The following is an 18,720-nucleotide window of genomic DNA, read 5'->3' as shown; positions in this document are numbered from 1 at the left end:
CCAATAGCAGATACCCTGTTTTGGATGGTCCCCCTCTGGTTCACGCTCTCCGCGCTGTGCTTTGTCGGCGCGGGGGTGTTGCTGTACGTCGACATCGATCGGCGGCGCGGGCGCAGCAGGCGCCGCAGGTCGTGGGCCCGGTCGCACGGGTTCGACTACGAAAACGAATCAGCCGACATCCTCAAGCGGTGGAAGCGGGGGGTGATGTCGACCGTCGGCGACGTCGCCGCCCAGAACGTGGTGCTGGGTCAGATCCGGGGCGAGGCCGTCTACATCTTCGACCTCGAAGAGGTCGCCACCGTCATCGCGCTGCACCGCAAGGTGGGCACCAACGTCGTGGTGGACCTGCGGCTCAAGGGGCTCAAAGAGCCACGGGAAAGCGACATTTGGCTGTTGGGTGCGATCGGGCCGCGGATGGTTTACTCCACCAATCTCGACGCCGCCCGGCGCGCCTGCGACCGCCGCATGGTCACCTTCGCGCACACCGCACCGGACAGCGCCGAGATCATGTGGAACGAGCAGAACTGGACGCTGGTGGCCATGCCGATCACCAGCACCCGCACCGAGTGGGACGAGGGATTGCGCACCGTGCGCCAGTTCAACGACCTGCTGCGGGTGCTGCCCCCGCTGCCGGAGGAGGCCCCGCAGGAGGCCGGGGCACCGTCGGGTCCGCGCAACGCCTCACCGAGCCGGCCGTTGGCGCCGGCGGGCCGCGCGGAGCTGCCGCCCCGGCGCGCGCAGCAGGACGTGGCGGGACTGCTGGGCCCCGACCTGCAGCCGGGTCGCCGCGCCGCCGAGCCGGTCCGGCGCGACCAGCCCCGGCCGGCCGATGGGCGCTCGGAAACCATCCGCCGTCCACCTCCCGCCGGGCGCAACGGCCACCAGGCCAACAACTATCAGCGCTGACGCCGGGCCCCGGGCACCTCAGGGCCCAATGCAGCCGCCGTCATTAGGATGTCGCTCATGCCCCGCCCCGTAGCCCTGATCACCGGGCCTACGTCCGGGATCGGCGCCGGATTCGCGCGACGCTACGCCGGCGACGGCTACGACGTGGTCCTGGTCGCCCGCGACGTCGACCGCCTGACCAAGTTGTCCGACGAGCTGCACCAACACTCCGGCAACGTCGAGATCCTGCCCGCGGACCTGGCCGATGCCGCCGGCCGTCAGCGCGTCTGCGACCGGCTCGCGGCCGGGGGAGTGCGCGTCCTGGTCAACAACGCCGGCTTCGGCACCTCCGGCGACTTCTGGTCGGCCGATCCCGCGCTGCTGCAGTCCCAACTCGACGTCAACGTCACCGCGGTCATGCACCTGACCCGCGCCGCCCTGCCGGCCATGCTGGATGCCGGCGAGGGCACCGTCATCAATATCGCCAGCGTCGCCGGGCTGGTGCCCGGGCGTGGGTCGACGTATTCGGCATCCAAGGCGTGGGTGATCTCGTTCAGCGAGGGCCTGTCGGTCGGCCTGCAGGGCACCGGCGTCTCCGTGCACGCGGTGTGCCCGGGCTACGTGCGCACCGAATTCCACGACCGCGCCGGGATCGACATGGCCAAGTCGCCGTCGTTCATGTGGCTCGAGGTCGACGACGTGGTCAGCCAGAGCATGGCCGATATCGCCCGCGGCAAGGTCATCAGCATTCCGGGACTGCAGTACAAAGCGATCATCGCCGCCGAGCGCCTGATTCCGCGGCCCCTGATGCGGGCGGTCACCAAACGAATCGGGAGCGGTCGTGGCCGGACCTGACCGCAAAGAGCTGGCCGAGCTGGTGTCCCGCCTGTCGGTGGTGCACGGGCGGGTCACGCTCTCCTCCGGCAAGGAGGCCGACTACTACGTCGACCTGCGGCGGGCCACGCTGCACCACCGCGCCTCGGCACTGATCGGCGCGCTGATGCGCGAACTGACCGGCGACTGGGACTACGACGTGGTCGGCGGCCTGACGCTCGGCGCCGACCCGGTGGCAACGGCCGTCATGCACGCACCGGGCCGCCCGATCGACGCCTTCGTCGTACGTAAATCGGCGAAAACCCATGGGCTGCAACGTCTTATCGAGGGTTCCGAGGTGTCCGGCAAGCGGGTGCTGGTGGTCGAGGACACCAGCACCACCGGCAACTCGGCGCTCACCGCAGTGCGCGCCGTCCAGGAGGCCGGCGGCGAAGTGGTGGGGGTGGCCACCGTGGTGGACCGCGCCACCGGGGCGGCCGAGGCCATCGAGGCCGAAGGCCTGCCCTACCGAAGTGTGCTCGGCCTCGCCGATCTGGGGCTGAGCTAGTTGCCGGCTGATCTTCGTAGCCCGGGCGGCTGACTCATGCGCGCCTTCCTTGCGCTCGCAGCCTGTTTAACGCTGTGCCTGGCCGGCTGCTCCTCCTCAGGCCAACCCGTGCGCCCCTTCGGCGCCCAGGGCGCGCGGCTCGGCGAATCGCTGGCCCTGCTGGGGTGGAACATGTCGGTGTCGAACCTGCGCTGGGACGGCGATTACGTGCTTGTCGACGTCGACGCCAGCGCGGCCTCGGCCAACGACCCGCACGCGAAACCCGAAGACATCCGCTTCGGGCTCTACGGCGCGCTGGCCCACCCCCTGGAGGCCGCCGGCCTGGGCAGCTGTGACACCGCGAAGACCAGCGTGCGCGACATTCCCGCGCCCCTGTCGGCGCCGCGTGACCGGCTCACGGGCACGGTTTGCCTTGGGCCGCTGAAGGATCGGAGTCAGGTGCGCGGTATCTACGCCTACTCGCCGCGCGACCGGATTCCGAACAGCTCGTCGGCCTACCCGGTTGCCTTCCCGGTCGGACTGCTGCCCACCAACGCCAACGACAGCGGCGGCCTGGCCGTCAAGACCATCAGCCTGTCGGCGTGGCGGGCCGACGGCATCCCGGTGACCAAGGCGCAGCTGGGCGACCCGGGAGCGTTCACCGGCAACGGCTACATGCTGCTCGGGCTGGAAGCCACCGCCGTCGCGGCCCGCTACCGCGACGAGTCCGTCAAACGCGGGGGGCCCATGATGCTGCTGGCATCGCCGACCCTGCCCGCCCCGGGACTGAACCCGGCCTGCGCGACCTACGGGTCGTCGGTGCTGATCCTGCCCGACGCCTCGTTGGACGCGGTGCACGTCAACGCGTCGCTGTGCACCCAGGGCGAGATCAACGACGCGTTGCTCTACGCGACGCTGGCCATCGACGGCACGCACGCCGGCGTGTGGACGCCGCGATGAGCGGCCCGGGCCCCACCGAGTGGGCGCCGACACCGCCGGCCGGCGTCGGGCCGTGGCCGGGCGAGCCGCCGGACGACCCGCGGTATGACCCAGTCCTGTTGCGCGAGGGCGACACCCGCAACGTCGTCGACGCCTACCGGTACTGGACCCGGGAAGCGATCATCGCCGACATCGACCGGCGCCGGCATCCGCTGCACGTGGCGATCGAGAACTTCGGTCACGACGCCAACATCGGGTCGGTGGTGCGCACCGCGAACGCCTTCGCGGTGCACACCGTGCACATCGTGGGGCGCCGCCGCTGGAATCGCCGGGGTGCCATGGTGACCGATCGCTATCAACGCTTGTGCCACCACGACAGCACCGCCGAGCTGCTGGACTTCGCGACCGCCGCCGGCCTGACCGTGGTCGCCGTGGACAACGTCCCGGGCGCGGCGCGGCTCGAGGAGGCCGCGCTGCCGCGCGAGTGTCTGCTGGTGTTCGGCCAGGAGGGGCCGGGCATCACCGACGACACCCGCACGGGCGCGACGCTGACGGTGTCGATCGCGCAGTTCGGCTCCACGCGCAGCATCAACGCCGGCGTCGCCGCCGGCATCGCCATGCACGCCTGGGTCCAGCAGCACGCCGACCTGTCCCGCGCCTGGTGAAACCCGATGGGGCAGGATCGACAGCTATGGATCAGCTCTGGGTCAACCGCGCGGCCAGCTGCGAAGCCGCTGTCACGCAACGACATCTGAAGCGGTTGTGGGGGCTGCCCGCCACTCAGCTGGGGGTGGTGGCCTGGCCGCCGACGCGGCGTGACCGCTGGTTCGGCACCTGGCACTACTGGTGGCAGGCCCACCTGCTGGATTGCCTGATCGACGCCCAGGCGCGCGATCCGCAGCCGCACCGGCGTGCCGAGATCAACCGGCAGGTCCGCTCGCACCGGCTGCGCAACAACCTCTCGTGGATCAACAGCTACTACGACGACATGGCCTGGCTGGCACTGGCGCTCGAACGCGCCGCCCGGATCGCCGGCGTGCAGCGCCGGCGCGCCTTGCCCAAGCTGGCCAACCAATTCGTCCGGGCATGGGTGCCCGAGGACGGCGGCGGCATCCCGTGGCGAAAGTCCGACCAGTTCTTCAACGCCCCGGCCAACGGCCCCGCCGGAATCTTTCTCGCCCGCTACGGGGACCATCTGAAACGTGCTGAGCAGATGGGCAATTGGATCGACCAGACGCTGATCGACCCGGAGACGCACCTGGTGTTCGACGGCATCAAAGCCGGCTCGCTGGTGCGCGCGCAGTACACCTACTGCCAGGGCGTGGTGCTGGGCCTGGAGACCGAACTCGCCGCCCGCACCGCGGTCGAGGTCAGGCAGCGCCACGCCGCCCGGGTGCACCGGCTGGTCGCGGCGGTGGACGAACAGATGGCGCCGGCCGGGGTGCTGGCCGGGGCCGGCGGCGGGGACGGCGGCCTGTTCGCCGGGGTGACCGCGCGGTACCTCGCGCTGGTGGCCACGGCGCTGCCGGGGGAGGCGGCCGACGACGTGCTGGCCCGCGACAACGCCCGGCGGATCGTGCTGGCCAGCGCGAAGGCGGCCTGGGACAACCGGCAGACGGTGGACGGGCTGCCGGTGTTCGGCCCCTTCTGGGACCGCGACGCCCAGCTGCCCACCGCGGGCGGCAAACAGGCGGAGTTCGTCGAGGGAGCGGTGATGGCGTCCGAGGTCCCCGAGCGGGACCTGTCGGTGCAGCTGTCGGGCTGGATGCTCATGGAGGCCGCCTGTAACGTCTCCGCCGAGTCGAAGAACAGGAGCCCCGGTGAGCAATAAAGTCCACCCCGACGCGGAGTCGGCCCTGCACGGCCTGCTGGAAGACGGCATCACCGTCGCCGCGGGCGGGTTCGGCCTCTGCGGCATCCCCGAGAAACTGATCCAGGCTCTGGTCGACAGCGGCATCAAGGACCTCACCATCGTCGGAAACAACGCCGGCGTAGACGATTTCGGCATGGGTCTGCTGCTCAAGGGCCGGCAGGTGAAGAAGGTGATCGCCTCCTACGTGGGCGAGAACAAGGAGTTCGAGCGCCAGGTGCTGGCCGGCGAGCTGGACCTGGTGCTGACGCCGCAGGGCACGCTCGCGGAGAAGCTGCGCGCCGGCGGCGCGGGCATCCCCGGCTTCTACACCCGCACGGCCTTCGGCACCAACCTCGCCGAAGGCAAGGACACCAGGGTCTTCGACGGCACCGAATACGTTCTGGAAGAAGGCATCCGGGCCGACGTCGCGATCGTCAAGGCGTGGAAGGGCGACACGGCCGGCAACCTCGTCTACCGCAAGACGGCGCGCAACTTCAACCCGATGATCGCCACCTGCGGCGCGATCACGGTGGCCGAGGTGGAAGAGCTGGTCGAGGTCGGCGAGCTGGACCCAGACCTGATCCACACCCCCGGCATCTACGTCGACCGCATCATCGCGGGCACCGGCTACGAGAAACGCATCGAGTTCCGCACCACGAGCGGCGGCGCCGCGCTGAAGAACGACAGCCCCATCCGCGAGCGGATGGCCCAGCGCGCCGCCCAGGAATTGCGCGACGGCTTCTACGTGAATCTGGGCATCGGCATTCCGACGTTGGTCGCCAACTTCATCCCCGAGGGCATCAAGGTCACGCTGCAATCAGAAAACGGCTTGCTCGGCATCGGGGCCTACCCGAGCGAGGACACCGTCGACCCCGATCTCATCAACGCGGGCAAGCAGACCATCACCAGCCTGCCCGGGTCCAGCTTCTTTTCCAGCGCCGATTCCTTCGCGATGATCCGCGGCGGCCACATCGACCTGTCCATCCTGGGCGCCCTCGAGGTCGCCGAAAACGGCGACCTGGCCAACTGGATGGTGCCGGGCAAGATGGTCAAAGGGCCGGGCGGCGCAATGGATTTGGTGTCCGGCGTCAAGCGCGTGATCGTGTTGATGGACCACACCGCGAAAGACGGCAGCCCCAAAATCCTCAGTCAGTGCACGCTGCCACTGACCGGCAAGAACGTGGTCGACATGATCGTCACGAACCTGTGCGTCTTCGACGTCGAGCCGGGACGGGGGCTGGTGCTCACCGAGTTGCAGCCCGGCGTCACGGTGGAGGAAGTACGGGCCAAGACGGGCTGTGACTTCAACGTCGCGGTCTGACCCCGCGGCGGGCTACTCGGCCGCCGGCAGCCGTTCGGCTTCCCGGTCGTCTGTGTTCTGCGCGCGCCGTCGCCCCCGATAGCTTCGCCAGGCGGCGATGAACGCCGGCATCAGGGAGACGAAGAGGATGGCCAACAGGATCTTCTGCAGGTTGTGGTGCACGAACGGCACGTTGCCCATGAAGTAGCCAGCCAGCGTGACACCGCCGCCCCACAGGATGCCGCCGACGATATCGAAGCCCAAAAACACCGTGTAGCGCATGTAGGAGACCCCGGCAACCGGCGGGACGAACGTCCGCACGAAGGGCGCGAACCGGGCCAGGATGATCGCCCAAGGCCCATATTTCTCGAAGAACGCGTGCGACTCCGTCACGTAGTGCTTCTTGAAGAACCGCGAGTCTTCCTTCTTGAACAGCGCCGGGCCGATCCGCCGCCCGATCCAATACCCCGTCTGGTCGCCGAGTATCGCCACGGTCGCGACGGCGGGGGCCAGCACCCAGATGCTGGCCGGTGGGTTCGGGTGCGCGGCCAGCAGGCCGCCGGTGAACAGCAGCGACTCGCCGGGCAGCAGCGGAAACAGCAGCCCGGTCTCGATGAAGACGATGACCAGGATGCCGGGCAGCACCGCGGACCCGAAGACGCCATCGGCGCCCAACCAATACATCGGGTCGAAGATGTCGGGCAGGGCCGTCACGGCGGTGCTCATGATCCCTCAACATACCGGCCCCGGGTGAGCCGCCGAGCCACCTGGACGATACTGAGGGGACCCGGCCGCAGAAGGGGGTTGCCATGCCCATCGCCACGCCCGAGGTTTACGCCGAGATGCTGCGACGCGCCAAGGAGCATTCGTACGCCTTCCCGGCGATCAACTGCACGTCATCGGAGACCGTCAACGCGGCCATCAAGGGGTTCGCCGATGCGGGCAGCGACGGGATCATCCAGTTTTCCACCGGCGGCGCGGAATTCGCGTCCGGGCTGGGCGTCAAGGACATGGTGGCCGGTGCGGTGGCGCTGGCCGAGTTCACCCGTTCCATCGCGGCCAGGTACCCGATCAACGTTGCGCTGCACACCGACCATTGCCCCAAGGACAAGTTGGACACGTATGTCCGCCCGCTGCTGGCGATTTCGGCCAAACGGGTGGCCGGGGGCCAAGATCCGCTGTTCGGGTCGCACATGTGGGACGGTTCGGCCGTGCCGATCGACGAGAATCTTCACATCGCTCGGGAACTGCTCAAGGACGCGGCGGCGGCCAAGATCATCCTGGAGATCGAGATCGGCGTGGTGGGTGGCGAGGAGGACGGCGTCGCCCACGAGATCAACGACAAGCTCTACACCTCGCCGGACGACTTCGAGAGGACCATCGATGCGCTGGGCCACGGCGAGCACGGCAAGTACCTGCTCGCCGCCACCTTCGGCAACGTGCACGGCGTCTACAAGCCCGGCAACGTCAAATTGCGCCCCGACATCCTGGCGCAGGGGCAGAAGGTGGCGGCCGCCAAGCTGGGGCTGCCCGCGGACGCCAAGCCGTTCGACTTCGTCTTCCACGGCGGTTCCGGTTCGCTGACGTCGGAGATCGAGGAGTCGCTGCGCTACGGGGTGGTGAAGATGAACGTCGACACCGACACCCAGTACGCGTTCACCCGCCCCATCGCCGGCCACATGTTCGCCAATTACGACGGCGTGCTCAAGGTGGATGGCGAGGTCGGCGTCAAGAAGGTCTATGACCCGCGCAGCTATCTGAAGAAGGCCGAGGCGTCGATGTCCGAGCGAGTGGTCCAGGCCTGCACCGACCTGCACTGCGCCGGAAGGTCTGTCAGCTGATCAATCGCTTGAGCGTGAAGTCAGCTTCACGCTCGGCGCCCACTGTGAAGCCAGTTTCACGCTCGGCGGACCGACCTGGCAGCACCTAGCTGGCGGACTGGCAGACCTTCCACTGGTCGTCGCGATATTGCAGATCCATGCTGCGGGTCGAGCGTAGCTGCGGGTCGTAGGCCATGAACGTGGTGACGTTGGCCTCGGCGTGCTGGCCGTTGACCACCACCTGATCGATGCTGGCGATCACCGGATACTGCTTGGCCGCCGACACCCGGCGATAGGTTTCGTCCCACGCGTGTTCGTCGTAATCGGCGTAGCCGTCGCGGGTGGTGCCGCACGTGATGGTGCGCAGCGTGGTCAGATCACCCCGCTGGATCGCGACGTCGAAGTTCTGAATGGTTTGCCGAACCTGGTCTTCCCGCGAGGCATTCGAGTGTTTGCCCCGGGTGAGCAGCACCGTGCCCAGGATCGCGATGGCCGCCAACGCCAAGACGATCACGACCAGCGCCAGTATCCAGCCCCAGTTGAATTGCCGCGACGTGCGCAGCTTCCCGCCGAGCCGGGGTGGGATCGATTGCGGGACAGCGGCTTTGGGCGGCACGCCGAACTGCGCGGTGCCGTCCTGTCCGGGCGGGGCCCCGAAGACCTCGGTGGCGGGCTCCGGCGTGGTGGCGATGACGGTGGTCTCTTTGGCGTCGAAGCCCGGCGCGGTGAAGCGACGTTCGCGCTGCGGCCCGTCCGGTGTTTCTTCGGGGCCGCTCTGCGGCTCGGGCCTGTTGATGACCTCGGTTTCGGTCTCGGGATCGCTGGGGACCAGGGGAACGCCCTCGGTGGCGTCGTCTCCGGTTTCGAAGCCGGACTCGGCCCCCCACTCGTCGCCCGGTTCGCTGCGAGACTCGCGTGGGTCGAACCCGGGCCGTTTCGGCGCGCCGCCGCGGTCGGGATCGGATCGTTTGGGCATGAGTACTACTGTCCTCCCGCTTCGTCGGGTAGTTGCAGAGCTTAGCGACCGGGTACCCCGCTTCCGGCGTTGGCCGAGGTGCGTCTCGCGGGCAAAAGGGGCGAGCTGCAGAATAGAGCCATGTCGCCGATGGGAGACCTGCTAGGACCCGACCCGATCCTGCTGCCCGGGGATACCGATGCCGAGGCGGAACTGCTCGCCGGGGAGGAGCCCGGCATCGTGGCCGCCGCGCATCCGACGGCGTCGGTGGCCTGGGCGACGCTGGCCGAAGAGGCGTTGGCCGACGAGCGGGCCATCACCGCGTACGCCTATGCCCGCACCGGCTACCACCGCGGCCTGGACCAGTTGCGGAGAAACGGCTGGAAGGGCTTCGGCCCGGTGCCTTATTCGCACGAACCCAACCGCGGGTTCCTGCGGTGCGTGGCGGCCCTGGCGCGCGCCGCCGACACCATCGGTGAAACCGACGAGTACTCGCGCTGCCTGGACCTGCTCGACGATTGCGACCCCGAAGCGCGTAAGGCGCTGGGGCTCTAACGCTTTAAAAGCTGTCCGAACAATCGTTGTCGTCCGGGCAGTCGATCTGGACGGTGGCGTGCTCCAGTCCGCGAGCCGATAACACCGCGCGCGCGTCATGCAGCACTCGCGCGGAGTCGCCGGCGCTGATCAAGTGTGCGGTGCACATGTCCTTGCCGGGCGAAAGCGTCCACACGTGCAGGTCGTGCACGTCGCTCACCCCGTCGACGGCGCCGAGCGCGGCGCGCAGTTCCTCGACGTCGATATGGGCCGGCGACGATTCGGACAGGATCCGCAGCGCGTCGCGGGCCAGCGCGACGGCCCGGGGCAACACCCAGAGCGCCACCAGCACCGCCACCACCACATCGGCGTAGGGCCAGTACGTGGTCACGGTGACCACCCCGGCGATCAGGACGCCCAGGCTGCCCACGGTGTCGGCGACGACCTCTAGGTAGGCGCCCTTGACCGCCAGGCTGCCCGACGAATGGGAACGCAACAGCAGCGCGACCACGAAGTTGGCGGCGAGCCCGGCCAGCGCGACGACGATCATCGGCACGCCGGGGACGGCGGGCGCTTCGCGCAGCCGCCGGATGGCCTCATAGAGGATGAACAGCGCCACGCCGATCAGCAGGCCGGCGTTGGCGACGGCGGTGAACACTTCGGCGCGATGCCAGCCGTAGGTGCGGGCGGGCGACGAGCTGCCGCGGCGCGCCAGGCTCACGGCGGCCAGTCCCATGAAGACGGCCACGACGTCGGTCAGCATGTGGCCGGCGTCGGCCAGCAGCGCGATCGAGTTGATCAGCAGCGAGGTGACCAGCTCCACCACGAAGAACGCCGCCAGGATTGCCGCGGCCGTGATCATGCGCGGGATCAGCCGAGCATCGTCCGCGCCGGCGGGGGTGTGGTTGTGGCCTGCGCCCATGGGCCGAAATATATGCGCAGAAACGCATATATGGCAAGGGTCAGAACCAGCGGCTCCAGAAGCGGGTCAGCGCGTTGCCCCAGCCCACCAGCACATCCGGCACGCCGGACAGGTCGAACAAGGACAACACGAGCCCGAAGAACCATTGGTTGAGCACCGGCGCCAGCAGCAGGAACAGCAGGATGACGAAGCCCCACTGCTTGGCCGGCGCCAGCGCCCGCTGGGTCTGGGGACTCAGATGCGGTTCCAACGCGTCGTATCCGTCCAGGCCGGGGATGGGCAGCAGGTTCAGCAACACGGCGGTGAGCTGAAGAAACGCCAGGAACGCCACCCCCGACCACAGCACCACGTGCGTGGGGTCGAAGAACAACCGCGTCGCCACCAGCAGCAGCACCGCCAGCACCAGGTTGGCCGCCGGGCCCGCCAGGCTGACCATGGTGCGCCGTGCAGGAGTCATGAACCAGGTCCGCACATAGACCGCCGCGCCGGGCAGGCCGATCCCGCCCAGCAGGATGACCACCATGGGCAGCAACAGCGACAGCGCGGGATGGCTGTAGCGGCGCGGGTCCAGCGTCAAATAGCCGCGCACCGCGGCGTCGTGATCGCCGAACCGCCAGGCGGTCACCGCGTGCCCGAATTCATGCAGACACAGCGACACCAGCCAGCCGGCGATGACGAAGATGAACACGCCGGCATAGGCGAGCGGCCGGGTGCTGATCCCGGCCGACCAGGCGAGTGCGGCGCCGACGCCAGTCAGCCCGATCAGGCCCAGGAAGATCGGGCTGGGCCGTACCGATTCGTGTTGGGAGGCAGGGATGCTCACCGATCGAAACTAGCCGACCAACAGCCAGCCTTCGACGTTGCGGTAGAACGCCGAGCGGCGGGCGGCACGCGCCGCGGGAACGCCGTCGCGCAGCACGGCGACACCGGTGCTGCCCAGCTGGGCGGCCCGGCCGGTGACCCATCGGCGCCAGAGGCGGCCGGGACCGCGGCCCGCGACCGCCGCGCGCAGGCCCGGCGCGGCCGGCATCGGCTCGATCCACACGCCGCCGACGTCGCCGTCGAACAGCGTGGTGTCGTCGACCACCGCCTCGCCGTGGATCCAGCGCGCGCCGTCCGGCGGCAGCCAGCAGGCCCGCCCGACCACCACCGACCCGGTCTCGTCGCGGATCAGCGTCACCCGCCGGGCCGAGCCGCGCCGGGCCCGCCGCGCGGCCCGGAATCCGGCCGGCAGGCGGTAGATCCCGGTCGCCCGGGTGCGGCGGCGCGGCACGTAGGCCACCTCGACGTCCAACCGCTCGGCCCGCAGCAGCCGGGTCAGCACGGCGGCCAGCTCGGCGTCGCCGCCCAGCACGACCAGCCGCCGGAACGCCCCGATGGCGGCATCGATGGCTTCCGGGTCGCCGGTGCCGTCGGCGCGGACGAGGGCCAGGCCGGCGAGCGGCCGTGGCACCCGGCGGTCGCCGAACACCACCACGGCCATGTCCGCGATGTCGGCGCCCGCCTCGACCGGCTCGGTCATGCCTTTCTCGCCACCTCCTGGCTTAAGCTGATTTGCCCGGCTCCACAGCCGGCCACCGGTGGCCCGTGCGGTCACCAGGCTAGGGTGGGTCACCGGCTGGACCACAATACGCAGGCGAGATCAGGTGGGAGCGTGTCATGCCGGCAATCGTCCTCATCGGCGCCCAGTGGGGCGACGAGGGCAAAGGTAAGGCCACCGATTTGCTCGGTGGGCGCGTTCAGTGGGTGGTGCGCTACCAGGGCGGCAACAACGCCGGGCACACCGTCGTCTTGCCCACCGGCGAGAATTTCGCGTTGCACCTGATCCCGTCGGGAGTGCTGACCCCCGGTGTCACCAACGTCATCGGCAACGGCGTGGTGGTCGACCCCGGCGTGCTGCTGGACGAGCTGAAGGGCCTCGAGGACCGCGGCGTCGACACCTCCAAGCTGCTCATCTCCGCCGACGCGCACCTGCTGTTGCCGTACCACGTGGCCATCGACAAGGTCACCGAGCGCTACATGGGAAACAAGAAGATCGGCACCACCGGCCGCGGCATCGGTCCCTGCTACCAGGACAAGATCGCGCGCATCGGCATCCGGGTCGCCGACGTGCTTGATCGGGAAGTGTTGACGCACAAGGTCGAGGCCGCGCTGGAACTGAAGAACCAGATCCTGGTCAAGATCTACAACCGCAAGGCGCTGGATCCGCACCAGGTGGTCGAGGCCCTGCTCGAGGAGGCCGAGGGCTTCAAACACCGCATCGCCGACACCCGGCTGCTGCTCAACACCGCGCTGGAGGCCGGGGAGACCGTGCTGCTGGAGGGCTCGCAGGGCACGCTGCTCGACGTCGACCACGGCACGTATCCGTATGTGACGTCGTCGAATCCGACGGCCGGCGGCGCCGCCGTGGGTTCCGGAATCGGTCCCACCCGGATCACCGCCGTGCTCGGGATCCTCAAGGCCTACACCACCCGCGTGGGCTCGGGGCCGTTCCCCACCGAGCTGTTCGACGAGAACGGCGAATACCTGTCGAAGACGGGCGGCGAATTCGGCGTCACCACCGGACGGCGCCGGCGCTGCGGCTGGTTCGACGCCGTCATCGCCCGCTACGCCACCCGGGTCAACGGCATCACCGACTTCTTCCTGACCAAGCTCGACGTGCTGTCCAGTCTGGAAACGGTCCCGGTGTGCGTCGGCTACCGGATCGACGGTCAGCGCATCCACGAGATGCCGATGACGCAGAGCGACCTGTCGCGCGCCGAACCCGTCTACGAGGAACTGCCCGGCTGGTGGGAGGACATCTCGCACGCACGGGAATTCGACGACCTGCCCGCCAAGGCGCGCGACTACGTGCTGCGGCTGGAAGAGCTTGCCGGAGCGCACATCTCGTGCATCGGTGTGGGGCCCGGACGCGAGCAGACCATCGTGCGCCGCGACGTCCTGGCGGCCCGTCCGTGACGGATGCCGCTGCCGATCCCAAGGACCTCGACCCCGAATACACCCATCACGGCGGCTTCCCGGAATACGGGGTGGCCAGCCCCGGCCCGGGATTCGGGCGGTTCGTGGCGGCCATGCGGCGGCTGCAGGACCTCGCCGTGTCGGCCGATCCCGACGACGACCTGTGGGACGACGCGGCCGATCGCGTCACGGCCCTGACCGAGCTGCTCGGCCCGTTCCAGGCCGCCGTCGAGGGTCAGGCCCCGGCCGGACGGACGCCGGGCTTGCCCGGCATGGGCAGCCTGCTGTTGCCGCCGTGGACGTTGACGCGATACGAGCCCGACGGCTGCGAAATGCGCGGCCATTTCACCCGGTTTCACGTCGGAGGCAACCACGCGGTGCACGGCGGCGTGCTGCCGCTGTTGTTCGACCACATGTTCGGGATGGTCTCGCACGCCTCGAACCGCCCGATCAGCCGGACGGCATTCCTGCACGTCGACTACCGCAAAATCACCCCGATCGACCTGCCGTTGGTGGTGCGCGGACGGGTCACCAGCACCGAGGGGCGCAAGGCGTTCGTGTCCGCGGAACTCCTCGACGACGCCGGCGCGCTGCTGGCCGAGGCCAACGGCCTCATGGTGCAGCTACTCCCAGGCCAGCCCTAGCTCGGCGGTGCATCGCGGGAATCGACCTATCCTTGAGCCGTGACTGACGGCGTGAGCGACGGACGGGACGACGAAACGACGGTACTCGCCGTACCTCAGCCGGCTCCCGCGCCCGGTGAAGCCTTGTCCGCCCCGGCCGATGACAGGCCGACGGTGGTGCTGCTGGGTTCCGGCGAGACCAGCCGGGAGCTGGCGATCGACCTGGGCCGCCTCGGAGCGCGGGTGGTCGCCGTCGACCAGGATCCGCACGCGCCGGCGCACGGCGTGGCCGACCAGGCCCTGGTGCTCCCGCTGACCGACGCCGCCGAGTTGTCCGCTGCGCTGCAGCGGCTGCGACCCGACTTCGTGGTGACCGCGACGGACACCGTCGCCGGCCCAGCCATTGAGGCCCTTGAGAGCCTCGAGGCCTCCGGGTCCGGCGGGAACCACACCGAGCTGGTCCCCAGCGCCCGCGCCGTGCGGCTCAGCGCCGACCGTGAGGGCCTGCGCCGGCTGGCGGCCGACGAGTTGGGGCTGCCCACCGCGCCGTTCTGGTTCGTCGGGTCGCTGGGCGAGCTCGAGGCGGTGGGTGCGCACGCCGGCTATCCGTTGTTGGTGAAACCGGTGTCTGTGCCGACCGGGCCGGGGCAGTCGGTCGCCGCGCGCCGCGAAGACCTCGGACCGGCGTGGCAACGCGCGGTAGCTGGTCACGCGGGCCCCGGACAGCCGCGGGTGCTGGCCGAGACGGTGGTCGAGGTCGAGTTCTACGTGACGCTGCTGGCCGTGCGCAGCGACGGGCCGGCGGGTCCGGTGATCGAATTCTGTTCGCCCATCGGTCATCGTGACTCCGGCGGGCGCGTGCTGGAATCCTGGCAACCCCAGAAAATGAGTGCGGCGGCGACGGACGCCGCGAAGTCGATCGCCGCGCGAATGGTGAAGGCGCTGGGTGGACGCGGCGTCTTCGCCGTCGAACTGATGATCAACGGCGACGAGGTGTACTTCGCCGACGTCACCTCCCGCCCCACCGACACCGTCTGGGTGACGCTGCGCAGCCAGCGGCTCTCCGCGTTCGAACTGCAGGCCCGCACGATCTTGGGCTTGCCGGTGGACACCATGATGGTTTCCCCGGCCGCCGCCCGCGCGATCGACGCCGTCGCCCACGGTGCCGCCGCGCTGACCGGCGCCCTGAGCGTGCCCGAAAGCGACCTGCGGGTGGTCGGGCGCGGCTACCGCGCCCTGGCCACGGCCCCGGAAGTGACGGCCGCGCGCGAGCGGGCCGGCCAGGTCGCTGCTCGACTCGCCGGTCCAGATCCACAGGGCTGAGCCCGCGCGGCCGTTCGGGCGAATCGACCGCCCCCAGCCGGGCGCGGCGACGGCCTCGATACCATCGCAGGTCAGATACCGCTGCCGGGCCGGGGGGCGCTCCGGCCGGGGCTTGACCGCCCGGGCGCGGATAGGGTGGCTGACGACGGACGATGAGGGAAACGAGCATGAGCACAGAGCACGCACACTCCTACGCCGGGGACATCTCACCCCTGGAGGCCTGGAAGTTGCTCAGCGACAACCCCGACGCCGTGCTGGTCGACGTGCGCACCGACGCCGAATGGCGCTTCGTCGGTGTGCCCGATCTGTCCAGCCTCGGCCGCGAGGTGTTGTTCCTGGAGTGGAATTCCTCCGACGGACAGCGCAACCCGAATTTCGCCGACCAACTGCGCGAGCAGGTGGCGCCGGCCGAAACCGGTGCGCAGCGCCCGGTGCTGTTCTTGTGTCGCTCCGGAAACCGCTCCATCGGCGCCGCCGAGGTCGCGACCGAGCTGGGCATCACGCCGGCGTACAACATCCTGGACGGCTTCGAGGGTCAACTCGACGTCAATGGCCACCGCGGCGAAACGGGTTGGCGGGCCATCGGATTGCCGTGGAAACAGGGCTGAGCCGGCGATGACCCCGGCCGACAACGATTCCGTTCGCGTGCCCGCGGCGCTGCCCGACGGCGTCAGCCAGGCGACCATCGGCGTGCGCGGCGGGCTGTTGCGTTCGAATTTCGACGAGACCGCCGAGGCGATGTTTTTGACGTCGGGCTACGTCTACGAGTCGGCGACGGTCGCCGAGGGGTCGTTCACCGGCGAGGTGGACCGCTTCGTCTACTCGCGCTACGGCAACCCGACCGTGTCGATGTTCGAGGAGCGGTTGCGCCTGCTCGAAGGGGCCCCGGCGGCCTTCGCCACCGCGAGCGGCATGGCGGCGGTGTTCACCTCGTTGGGCGCGCTGCTGGGCGCGGGGGATCGACTGGTCGCCTCGCGCAGCCTGTTCGGCTCGTGCTTCGTGGTGTGCAACGAGATCCTGCCGCGGTGGGGCGTCGAAACCGTCTTCGTCGACGGCGACGACCTGGCGCAGTGGGAGCAGGCGTTGTCCGTGCCCACCACCGCGGTGTTCTTCGAGACGCCGTCGAACCCCATGCAGTCGCTGGTGGACATCACAGCGGTGAGCGAGCTTGCGCACGCTGCGGGCGCAAAAGTGGTGTTGGACAACGTGTTTGCGACACCGCTTCTGCAGCAGGGCATTCCGCTCGGCGTTGACGTGGTGGTGTACTCCGCCACCAAGCACATCGACGGTCAGGGCCGGGTGCTCGGCGGGGCCATCCTGGGCGACAAGGAGTACATCGACGGTCCGGTGCAGAAACTGATGCGGCACACCGGCCCCGCGATGAGCGCCTTCAACGCCTGGGTGCTGGTGAAAGGGCTCGAGACCATGGCGCTCCGGGTCGAACACAGCAACAACTCGGCCTTCCGGATCGCGGAATTCCTGGAGGACCATCCGGCGGTGAGCTGGGTCCGCTACCCGTATCTGTCCTCGCACCCGCAATACGACTTGGCCAAGCGCCAGATGTCCGGCGGGGGAACGGTGATCACGTTCGCACTCGACTGCCCCGCCGACAAGGCCAAGCAACGGGCCTTCGAGGTGCTGGACAAGCTTGCGCTGATCGACATCTCGAACAACCTCGGCGACGCCAAATCCCTTGTCACGCATCCCGCGACCACCACGCACCGGGCGATGGGCCCGGAGGGTCGCGCGGCGATCGGGCTCGGTGACGGCGTGGTGCGGATCTCGGTCGGCCTGGAGGGCACCGACGACCTGATCGCGGACATCGACCGGGCGCTGAGCTAACCGGCCTGTTTCTCGGCCGCGTCGAGGCGGTCGGCCGCCGCCAGGGTTCCCTCTTGCGCCTGCTGCTCCACCCAGTCCACCACCGGCCGGGCGTACATCATCTGGCTGGTGATCGCCATCTGGCCGCGGGTGCGGCCCAGGAACGAGATTCCCCAGGAGAACATGGCGGCGATGCGGTTGCGGTGGCCGACGAGGTAGTACAGGTGCAGCAGCAGCCAGGCGAGCCAGGCGATGAAGCCGCCGAACTCCAGCTTGCCGACCTGCGCGACGGCGCTGTACCGGGAAACCAGCGCCATGCTGCCCTTGTTCAGGTACTTGAACGGCTTGCGGTTGGCGGGATCGTCCTGGCCCTTCACCGCCTGCTTGATGAGCTTGGTGACGTAGTGCGCCCCCTGGATCGCGCCCTGCGCCATGCCGGGCACGTCGGGCACCGACATCAGGTCGCCGACGACGAACACGTACGGATGCCCCTTGATGGACAGGTCGGGCTCGACGATCACCCGGCCGGCGCGGTCGGTCTCGGTTCCGTCGGACTGCTCGGCGAGCATCGCGCCCAGCGAGCTGGCCTGCACGCCCGCGGCCCACACCTTGCACGCACATTCGATGCGCCGCTCGCCGCCGTCCTTCTCCTTGACGGTGATGCCCATGTAGTCCACCGCGGTCACCATCGCGTTGAGCTGGATCTCGACGTCCATCTTCTGCAGCCGGCGTTGCGCCTTGAGACCCAGCTTGGGACCCATCGGCGGCAGCACCGCGGGCGCCGCGTCGAGCAGGATGACGCGACATTCGCTGGGAGTGATCGTCCGGAACGCCCCGGCCAGGGTGCGCTCGGCGAGCTGGACGATCTCGCCGGCCAGCTCGACCCCGGTCGGCCCGGCGCCGACCACCACGAACGTCAGGCGCCGTTGCCGTTCGGCCGGGTCGGTGGCGACCTCGGCGGCCTCGAACGCGCCGAGGATGCGCGCCCGCAGTTCGAGGGCGTCGTCGACGCTTTTCATGCCGGGGGCGAAGGCCGCGTACTGGTCATTCCCGAAGTACGACTGCTGCGCGCCCGCGGCGACGATGAGGCTGTCGAAGGGCGTCACGGTATGCATTCCCATCAGGTGTGACGTGACCGTCTTCGCCGTCAGGTCGATCTCGTTGACCTCGCCCCACAGCACGCGGACATTCTTCTGCCGCCGCAGGATCAGCCGGGTGGTCGGGGCGATATCGCCCTCGGACAGGATGCCGGTGGCCACCTGGTACAGCAACGGCTGGAACAGGTGGGTCGTCGTCTTCGAGATGAGGGTGACGTCGACGTCGGCCCTCCTGAGCGCCCTGGCGGCGTTCAGCCCGCCGAATCCGCTTCCGATGATGACGACGTGATGACGCGACATGCTCACCCCTTCTGTCTTTCCGCAAGCCCCC

Annotated in this window: 20 protein-coding genes; 14 read left to right on the top strand and 6 right to left on the bottom strand. The window is 69.2% G+C overall.

Annotation, left to right across the window (positions count from 1 at the left end; genetic code table 11):
• Positions 1-24 precede the first annotated feature (24 nt).
• The 7 genes from ttfA to AC5Y7E_RS07030 are packed head-to-tail and all read left to right on the top strand — an operon-like array spanning position 25 to position 6,357.
• The gene (gene ttfA, locus AC5Y7E_RS07060; RefSeq protein WP_499917887.1) at positions 25-906 is read left to right on the top strand and encodes a trehalose monomycolate transport factor TtfA; all 882 of its coding nucleotides are present in this window, start codon (positions 25-27) and stop codon (positions 904-906) included.
• Positions 907-963: 57 nt separating this feature from the next.
• Entirely contained in the window at positions 964-1,740 is a 777-nt protein-coding gene (locus AC5Y7E_RS07055; RefSeq protein WP_499948126.1) for an SDR family NAD(P)-dependent oxidoreductase, read from the top strand.
• Positions 1,727-2,266: an orotate phosphoribosyltransferase gene (gene pyrE, locus AC5Y7E_RS07050; RefSeq protein WP_499917889.1), complete on the top strand. Its 540-nt coding sequence runs from the start codon at positions 1,727-1,729 to the stop codon at positions 2,264-2,266. Before AC5Y7E_RS07055 ends, pyrE begins: the two co-directional genes overlap by 14 nt.
• 36 nt (positions 2,267-2,302) lie before the next feature.
• On the top strand, positions 2,303-3,205 hold the full coding sequence (locus AC5Y7E_RS07045) for a hypothetical protein (RefSeq protein WP_499948124.1): 903 nt from the start codon (positions 2,303-2,305) through the stop codon (positions 3,203-3,205).
• The gene (locus AC5Y7E_RS07040; RefSeq protein ID WP_499917891.1) at positions 3,202-3,849 is read left to right on the top strand and encodes a TrmH family RNA methyltransferase; all 648 of its coding nucleotides are present in this window, start codon (positions 3,202-3,204) and stop codon (positions 3,847-3,849) included. Before AC5Y7E_RS07045 ends, AC5Y7E_RS07040 begins: the two co-directional genes overlap by 4 nt.
• A 26-nt stretch (positions 3,850-3,875) precedes the next feature.
• On the top strand, positions 3,876-5,015 hold the full coding sequence (locus AC5Y7E_RS07035) for a glycoside hydrolase family 76 protein (protein ID WP_499917892.1): 1,140 nt from the start codon (positions 3,876-3,878) through the stop codon (positions 5,013-5,015).
• Positions 5,005-6,357, top strand: a complete 1,353-nt coding sequence (locus AC5Y7E_RS07030) for a 3-oxoacid CoA-transferase (RefSeq protein WP_499917894.1) — start codon at positions 5,005-5,007, stop codon at positions 6,355-6,357. Before AC5Y7E_RS07035 ends, AC5Y7E_RS07030 begins: the two co-directional genes overlap by 11 nt.
• 12 nt (positions 6,358-6,369) lie before the next feature.
• Here AC5Y7E_RS07030 and AC5Y7E_RS07025 read toward each other — a convergent pair whose 3' ends face one another.
• Positions 6,370-7,062, bottom strand: coding sequence for a DedA family protein (locus tag AC5Y7E_RS07025; protein ID WP_499917895.1), 693 nt, complete (start codon positions 7,060-7,062; stop codon positions 6,370-6,372).
• Between the two features lie 83 nt (positions 7,063-7,145).
• On the opposite strand from AC5Y7E_RS07025, the gene fbaA reads away from it, so the two are divergent.
• The gene (gene fbaA, locus AC5Y7E_RS07020) at positions 7,146-8,177 is read left to right on the top strand and encodes a class II fructose-bisphosphate aldolase (protein ID WP_499917896.1); all 1,032 of its coding nucleotides are present in this window, start codon (positions 7,146-7,148) and stop codon (positions 8,175-8,177) included.
• A gap of 85 nt (positions 8,178-8,262) precedes the next feature.
• Here fbaA and AC5Y7E_RS07015 read toward each other — a convergent pair whose 3' ends face one another.
• A complete protein-coding gene (locus tag AC5Y7E_RS07015) occupies positions 8,263-9,132 on the bottom strand; it encodes an Rv0361 family membrane protein (RefSeq protein WP_499917897.1) in 870 nt (289 codons plus the stop codon).
• Between the two features lie 120 nt (positions 9,133-9,252).
• Here AC5Y7E_RS07015 and AC5Y7E_RS07010 point away from each other — a divergent pair, with 120 nt between their 5' ends.
• Entirely contained in the window at positions 9,253-9,666 is a 414-nt protein-coding gene (locus AC5Y7E_RS07010; RefSeq protein WP_499917898.1) for a DUF3151 domain-containing protein, read from the top strand.
• Positions 9,667-9,670: 4 nt separating this feature from the next.
• Here AC5Y7E_RS07010 and AC5Y7E_RS07005 read toward each other — a convergent pair whose 3' ends face one another.
• From AC5Y7E_RS07005 to AC5Y7E_RS06995, 3 genes are read right to left on the bottom strand one after another with little or no spacing between them, the layout of a single operon-like run.
• On the bottom strand, positions 9,671-10,567 hold the full coding sequence (locus AC5Y7E_RS07005) for a cation diffusion facilitator family transporter (RefSeq protein WP_499917899.1): 897 nt from the start codon (positions 10,565-10,567) through the stop codon (positions 9,671-9,673).
• A 40-nt stretch (positions 10,568-10,607) separates the two neighbouring features.
• Positions 10,608-11,390 (bottom strand): site-2 protease family protein, encoded by a 783-nt coding sequence (locus tag AC5Y7E_RS07000; RefSeq protein WP_499917900.1) that lies wholly within the window; start codon positions 11,388-11,390, stop codon positions 10,608-10,610.
• Between the two features lie 9 nt (positions 11,391-11,399).
• The gene (locus tag AC5Y7E_RS06995; RefSeq protein WP_499918241.1) at positions 11,400-12,050 is read right to left on the bottom strand and encodes a peptidase M50; all 651 of its coding nucleotides are present in this window, start codon (positions 12,048-12,050) and stop codon (positions 11,400-11,402) included.
• A gap of 176 nt (positions 12,051-12,226) precedes the next feature.
• On the opposite strand from AC5Y7E_RS06995, the gene AC5Y7E_RS06990 reads away from it, so the two are divergent.
• From AC5Y7E_RS06990 to AC5Y7E_RS06970, 5 genes are all read left to right on the top strand, one after another.
• A complete protein-coding gene (locus AC5Y7E_RS06990) occupies positions 12,227-13,525 on the top strand; it encodes an adenylosuccinate synthase (RefSeq protein WP_499917901.1) in 1,299 nt (432 codons plus the stop codon).
• Complete coding sequence (locus AC5Y7E_RS06985) at positions 13,522-14,169, top strand: PaaI family thioesterase (RefSeq protein WP_499917902.1); 648 nt, start codon at positions 13,522-13,524, stop codon at positions 14,167-14,169. The genes AC5Y7E_RS06990 and AC5Y7E_RS06985 overlap by 4 nt, the downstream gene beginning before the upstream one ends.
• Before the next feature lie 39 nt (positions 14,170-14,208).
• On the top strand, positions 14,209-15,471 hold the full coding sequence (gene purT / locus AC5Y7E_RS06980) for a formate-dependent phosphoribosylglycinamide formyltransferase (protein ID WP_499917903.1): 1,263 nt from the start codon (positions 14,209-14,211) through the stop codon (positions 15,469-15,471).
• A gap of 167 nt (positions 15,472-15,638) precedes the next feature.
• Positions 15,639-16,079 carry a rhodanese-like domain-containing protein gene (locus tag AC5Y7E_RS06975; RefSeq protein WP_499917904.1) on the top strand — a complete coding sequence of 147 codons (441 nt, stop codon included), beginning with the start codon at positions 15,639-15,641 and terminating at the stop codon, positions 16,077-16,079.
• Between the two features lie 7 nt (positions 16,080-16,086).
• Complete coding sequence (locus AC5Y7E_RS06970) at positions 16,087-17,313, top strand: O-succinylhomoserine sulfhydrylase (RefSeq protein ID WP_499917905.1); 1,227 nt, start codon at positions 16,087-16,089, stop codon at positions 17,311-17,313.
• Here the strand turns inward: AC5Y7E_RS06970 and AC5Y7E_RS06965 are convergent.
• Complete coding sequence (locus tag AC5Y7E_RS06965; protein WP_499917906.1) at positions 17,310-18,689, bottom strand: NAD(P)/FAD-dependent oxidoreductase; 1,380 nt, start codon at positions 18,687-18,689, stop codon at positions 17,310-17,312. The two genes, AC5Y7E_RS06970 and AC5Y7E_RS06965, sit on opposite strands and share 4 nt — an antisense overlap.
• Positions 18,690-18,720: the final 31 nt, after the last annotated feature.

Source organism: Mycobacterium sp. NGS17, assembly GCF_059813205.1.
Note: the sequence above shows the minus strand (reverse complement) of the source record. Positions and strands in the feature narration are given on the sequence as shown.

Bases quoted from the DNA above. Each gene is read 5' to 3' on its own strand.
- ttfA (WP_499917887.1), top strand. From the start codon at position 25: ATGGTCCCCCTCTGGTTCACGCTCTCCGCGCTGTGCTTTGTCGGCGCG.
- AC5Y7E_RS07005 (WP_499917899.1), bottom strand. From the start codon at position 10,567: ATGGGCGCAGGCCACAACCACACCCCCGCCGGCGCGGACGATGCTCGG.
- AC5Y7E_RS07025 (WP_499917895.1), bottom strand. From the start codon at position 7,062: ATGAGCACCGCCGTGACGGCCCTGCCCGACATCTTCGACCCGATGTAT.
- AC5Y7E_RS07015 (WP_499917897.1), bottom strand. From the start codon at position 9,132: ATGCCCAAACGATCCGATCCCGACCGCGGCGGCGCGCCGAAACGGCCC.
- AC5Y7E_RS07045 (WP_499948124.1), top strand. From the start codon at position 2,303: ATGCGCGCCTTCCTTGCGCTCGCAGCCTGTTTAACGCTGTGCCTGGCC.
- AC5Y7E_RS07035 (WP_499917892.1), top strand. From the start codon at position 3,876: ATGGATCAGCTCTGGGTCAACCGCGCGGCCAGCTGCGAAGCCGCTGTC.
- fbaA (WP_499917896.1), top strand. From the start codon at position 7,146: ATGCCCATCGCCACGCCCGAGGTTTACGCCGAGATGCTGCGACGCGCC.
- AC5Y7E_RS07010 (WP_499917898.1), top strand. From the start codon at position 9,253: ATGTCGCCGATGGGAGACCTGCTAGGACCCGACCCGATCCTGCTGCCC.
- AC5Y7E_RS06965 (WP_499917906.1), bottom strand. From the start codon at position 18,689: ATGTCGCGTCATCACGTCGTCATCATCGGAAGCGGATTCGGCGGGCTG.
- AC5Y7E_RS06970 (WP_499917905.1), top strand. From the start codon at position 16,087: ATGACCCCGGCCGACAACGATTCCGTTCGCGTGCCCGCGGCGCTGCCC.
- AC5Y7E_RS06995 (WP_499918241.1), bottom strand. From the start codon at position 12,050: ATGGCCGTGGTGGTGTTCGGCGACCGCCGGGTGCCACGGCCGCTCGCC.
- AC5Y7E_RS07055 (WP_499948126.1), top strand. From the start codon at position 964: ATGCCCCGCCCCGTAGCCCTGATCACCGGGCCTACGTCCGGGATCGGC.
- AC5Y7E_RS07040 (WP_499917891.1), top strand. From the start codon at position 3,202: ATGAGCGGCCCGGGCCCCACCGAGTGGGCGCCGACACCGCCGGCCGGC.
- AC5Y7E_RS06990 (WP_499917901.1), top strand. From the start codon at position 12,227: ATGCCGGCAATCGTCCTCATCGGCGCCCAGTGGGGCGACGAGGGCAAA.
- AC5Y7E_RS06975 (WP_499917904.1), top strand. From the start codon at position 15,639: ATGAGCACAGAGCACGCACACTCCTACGCCGGGGACATCTCACCCCTG.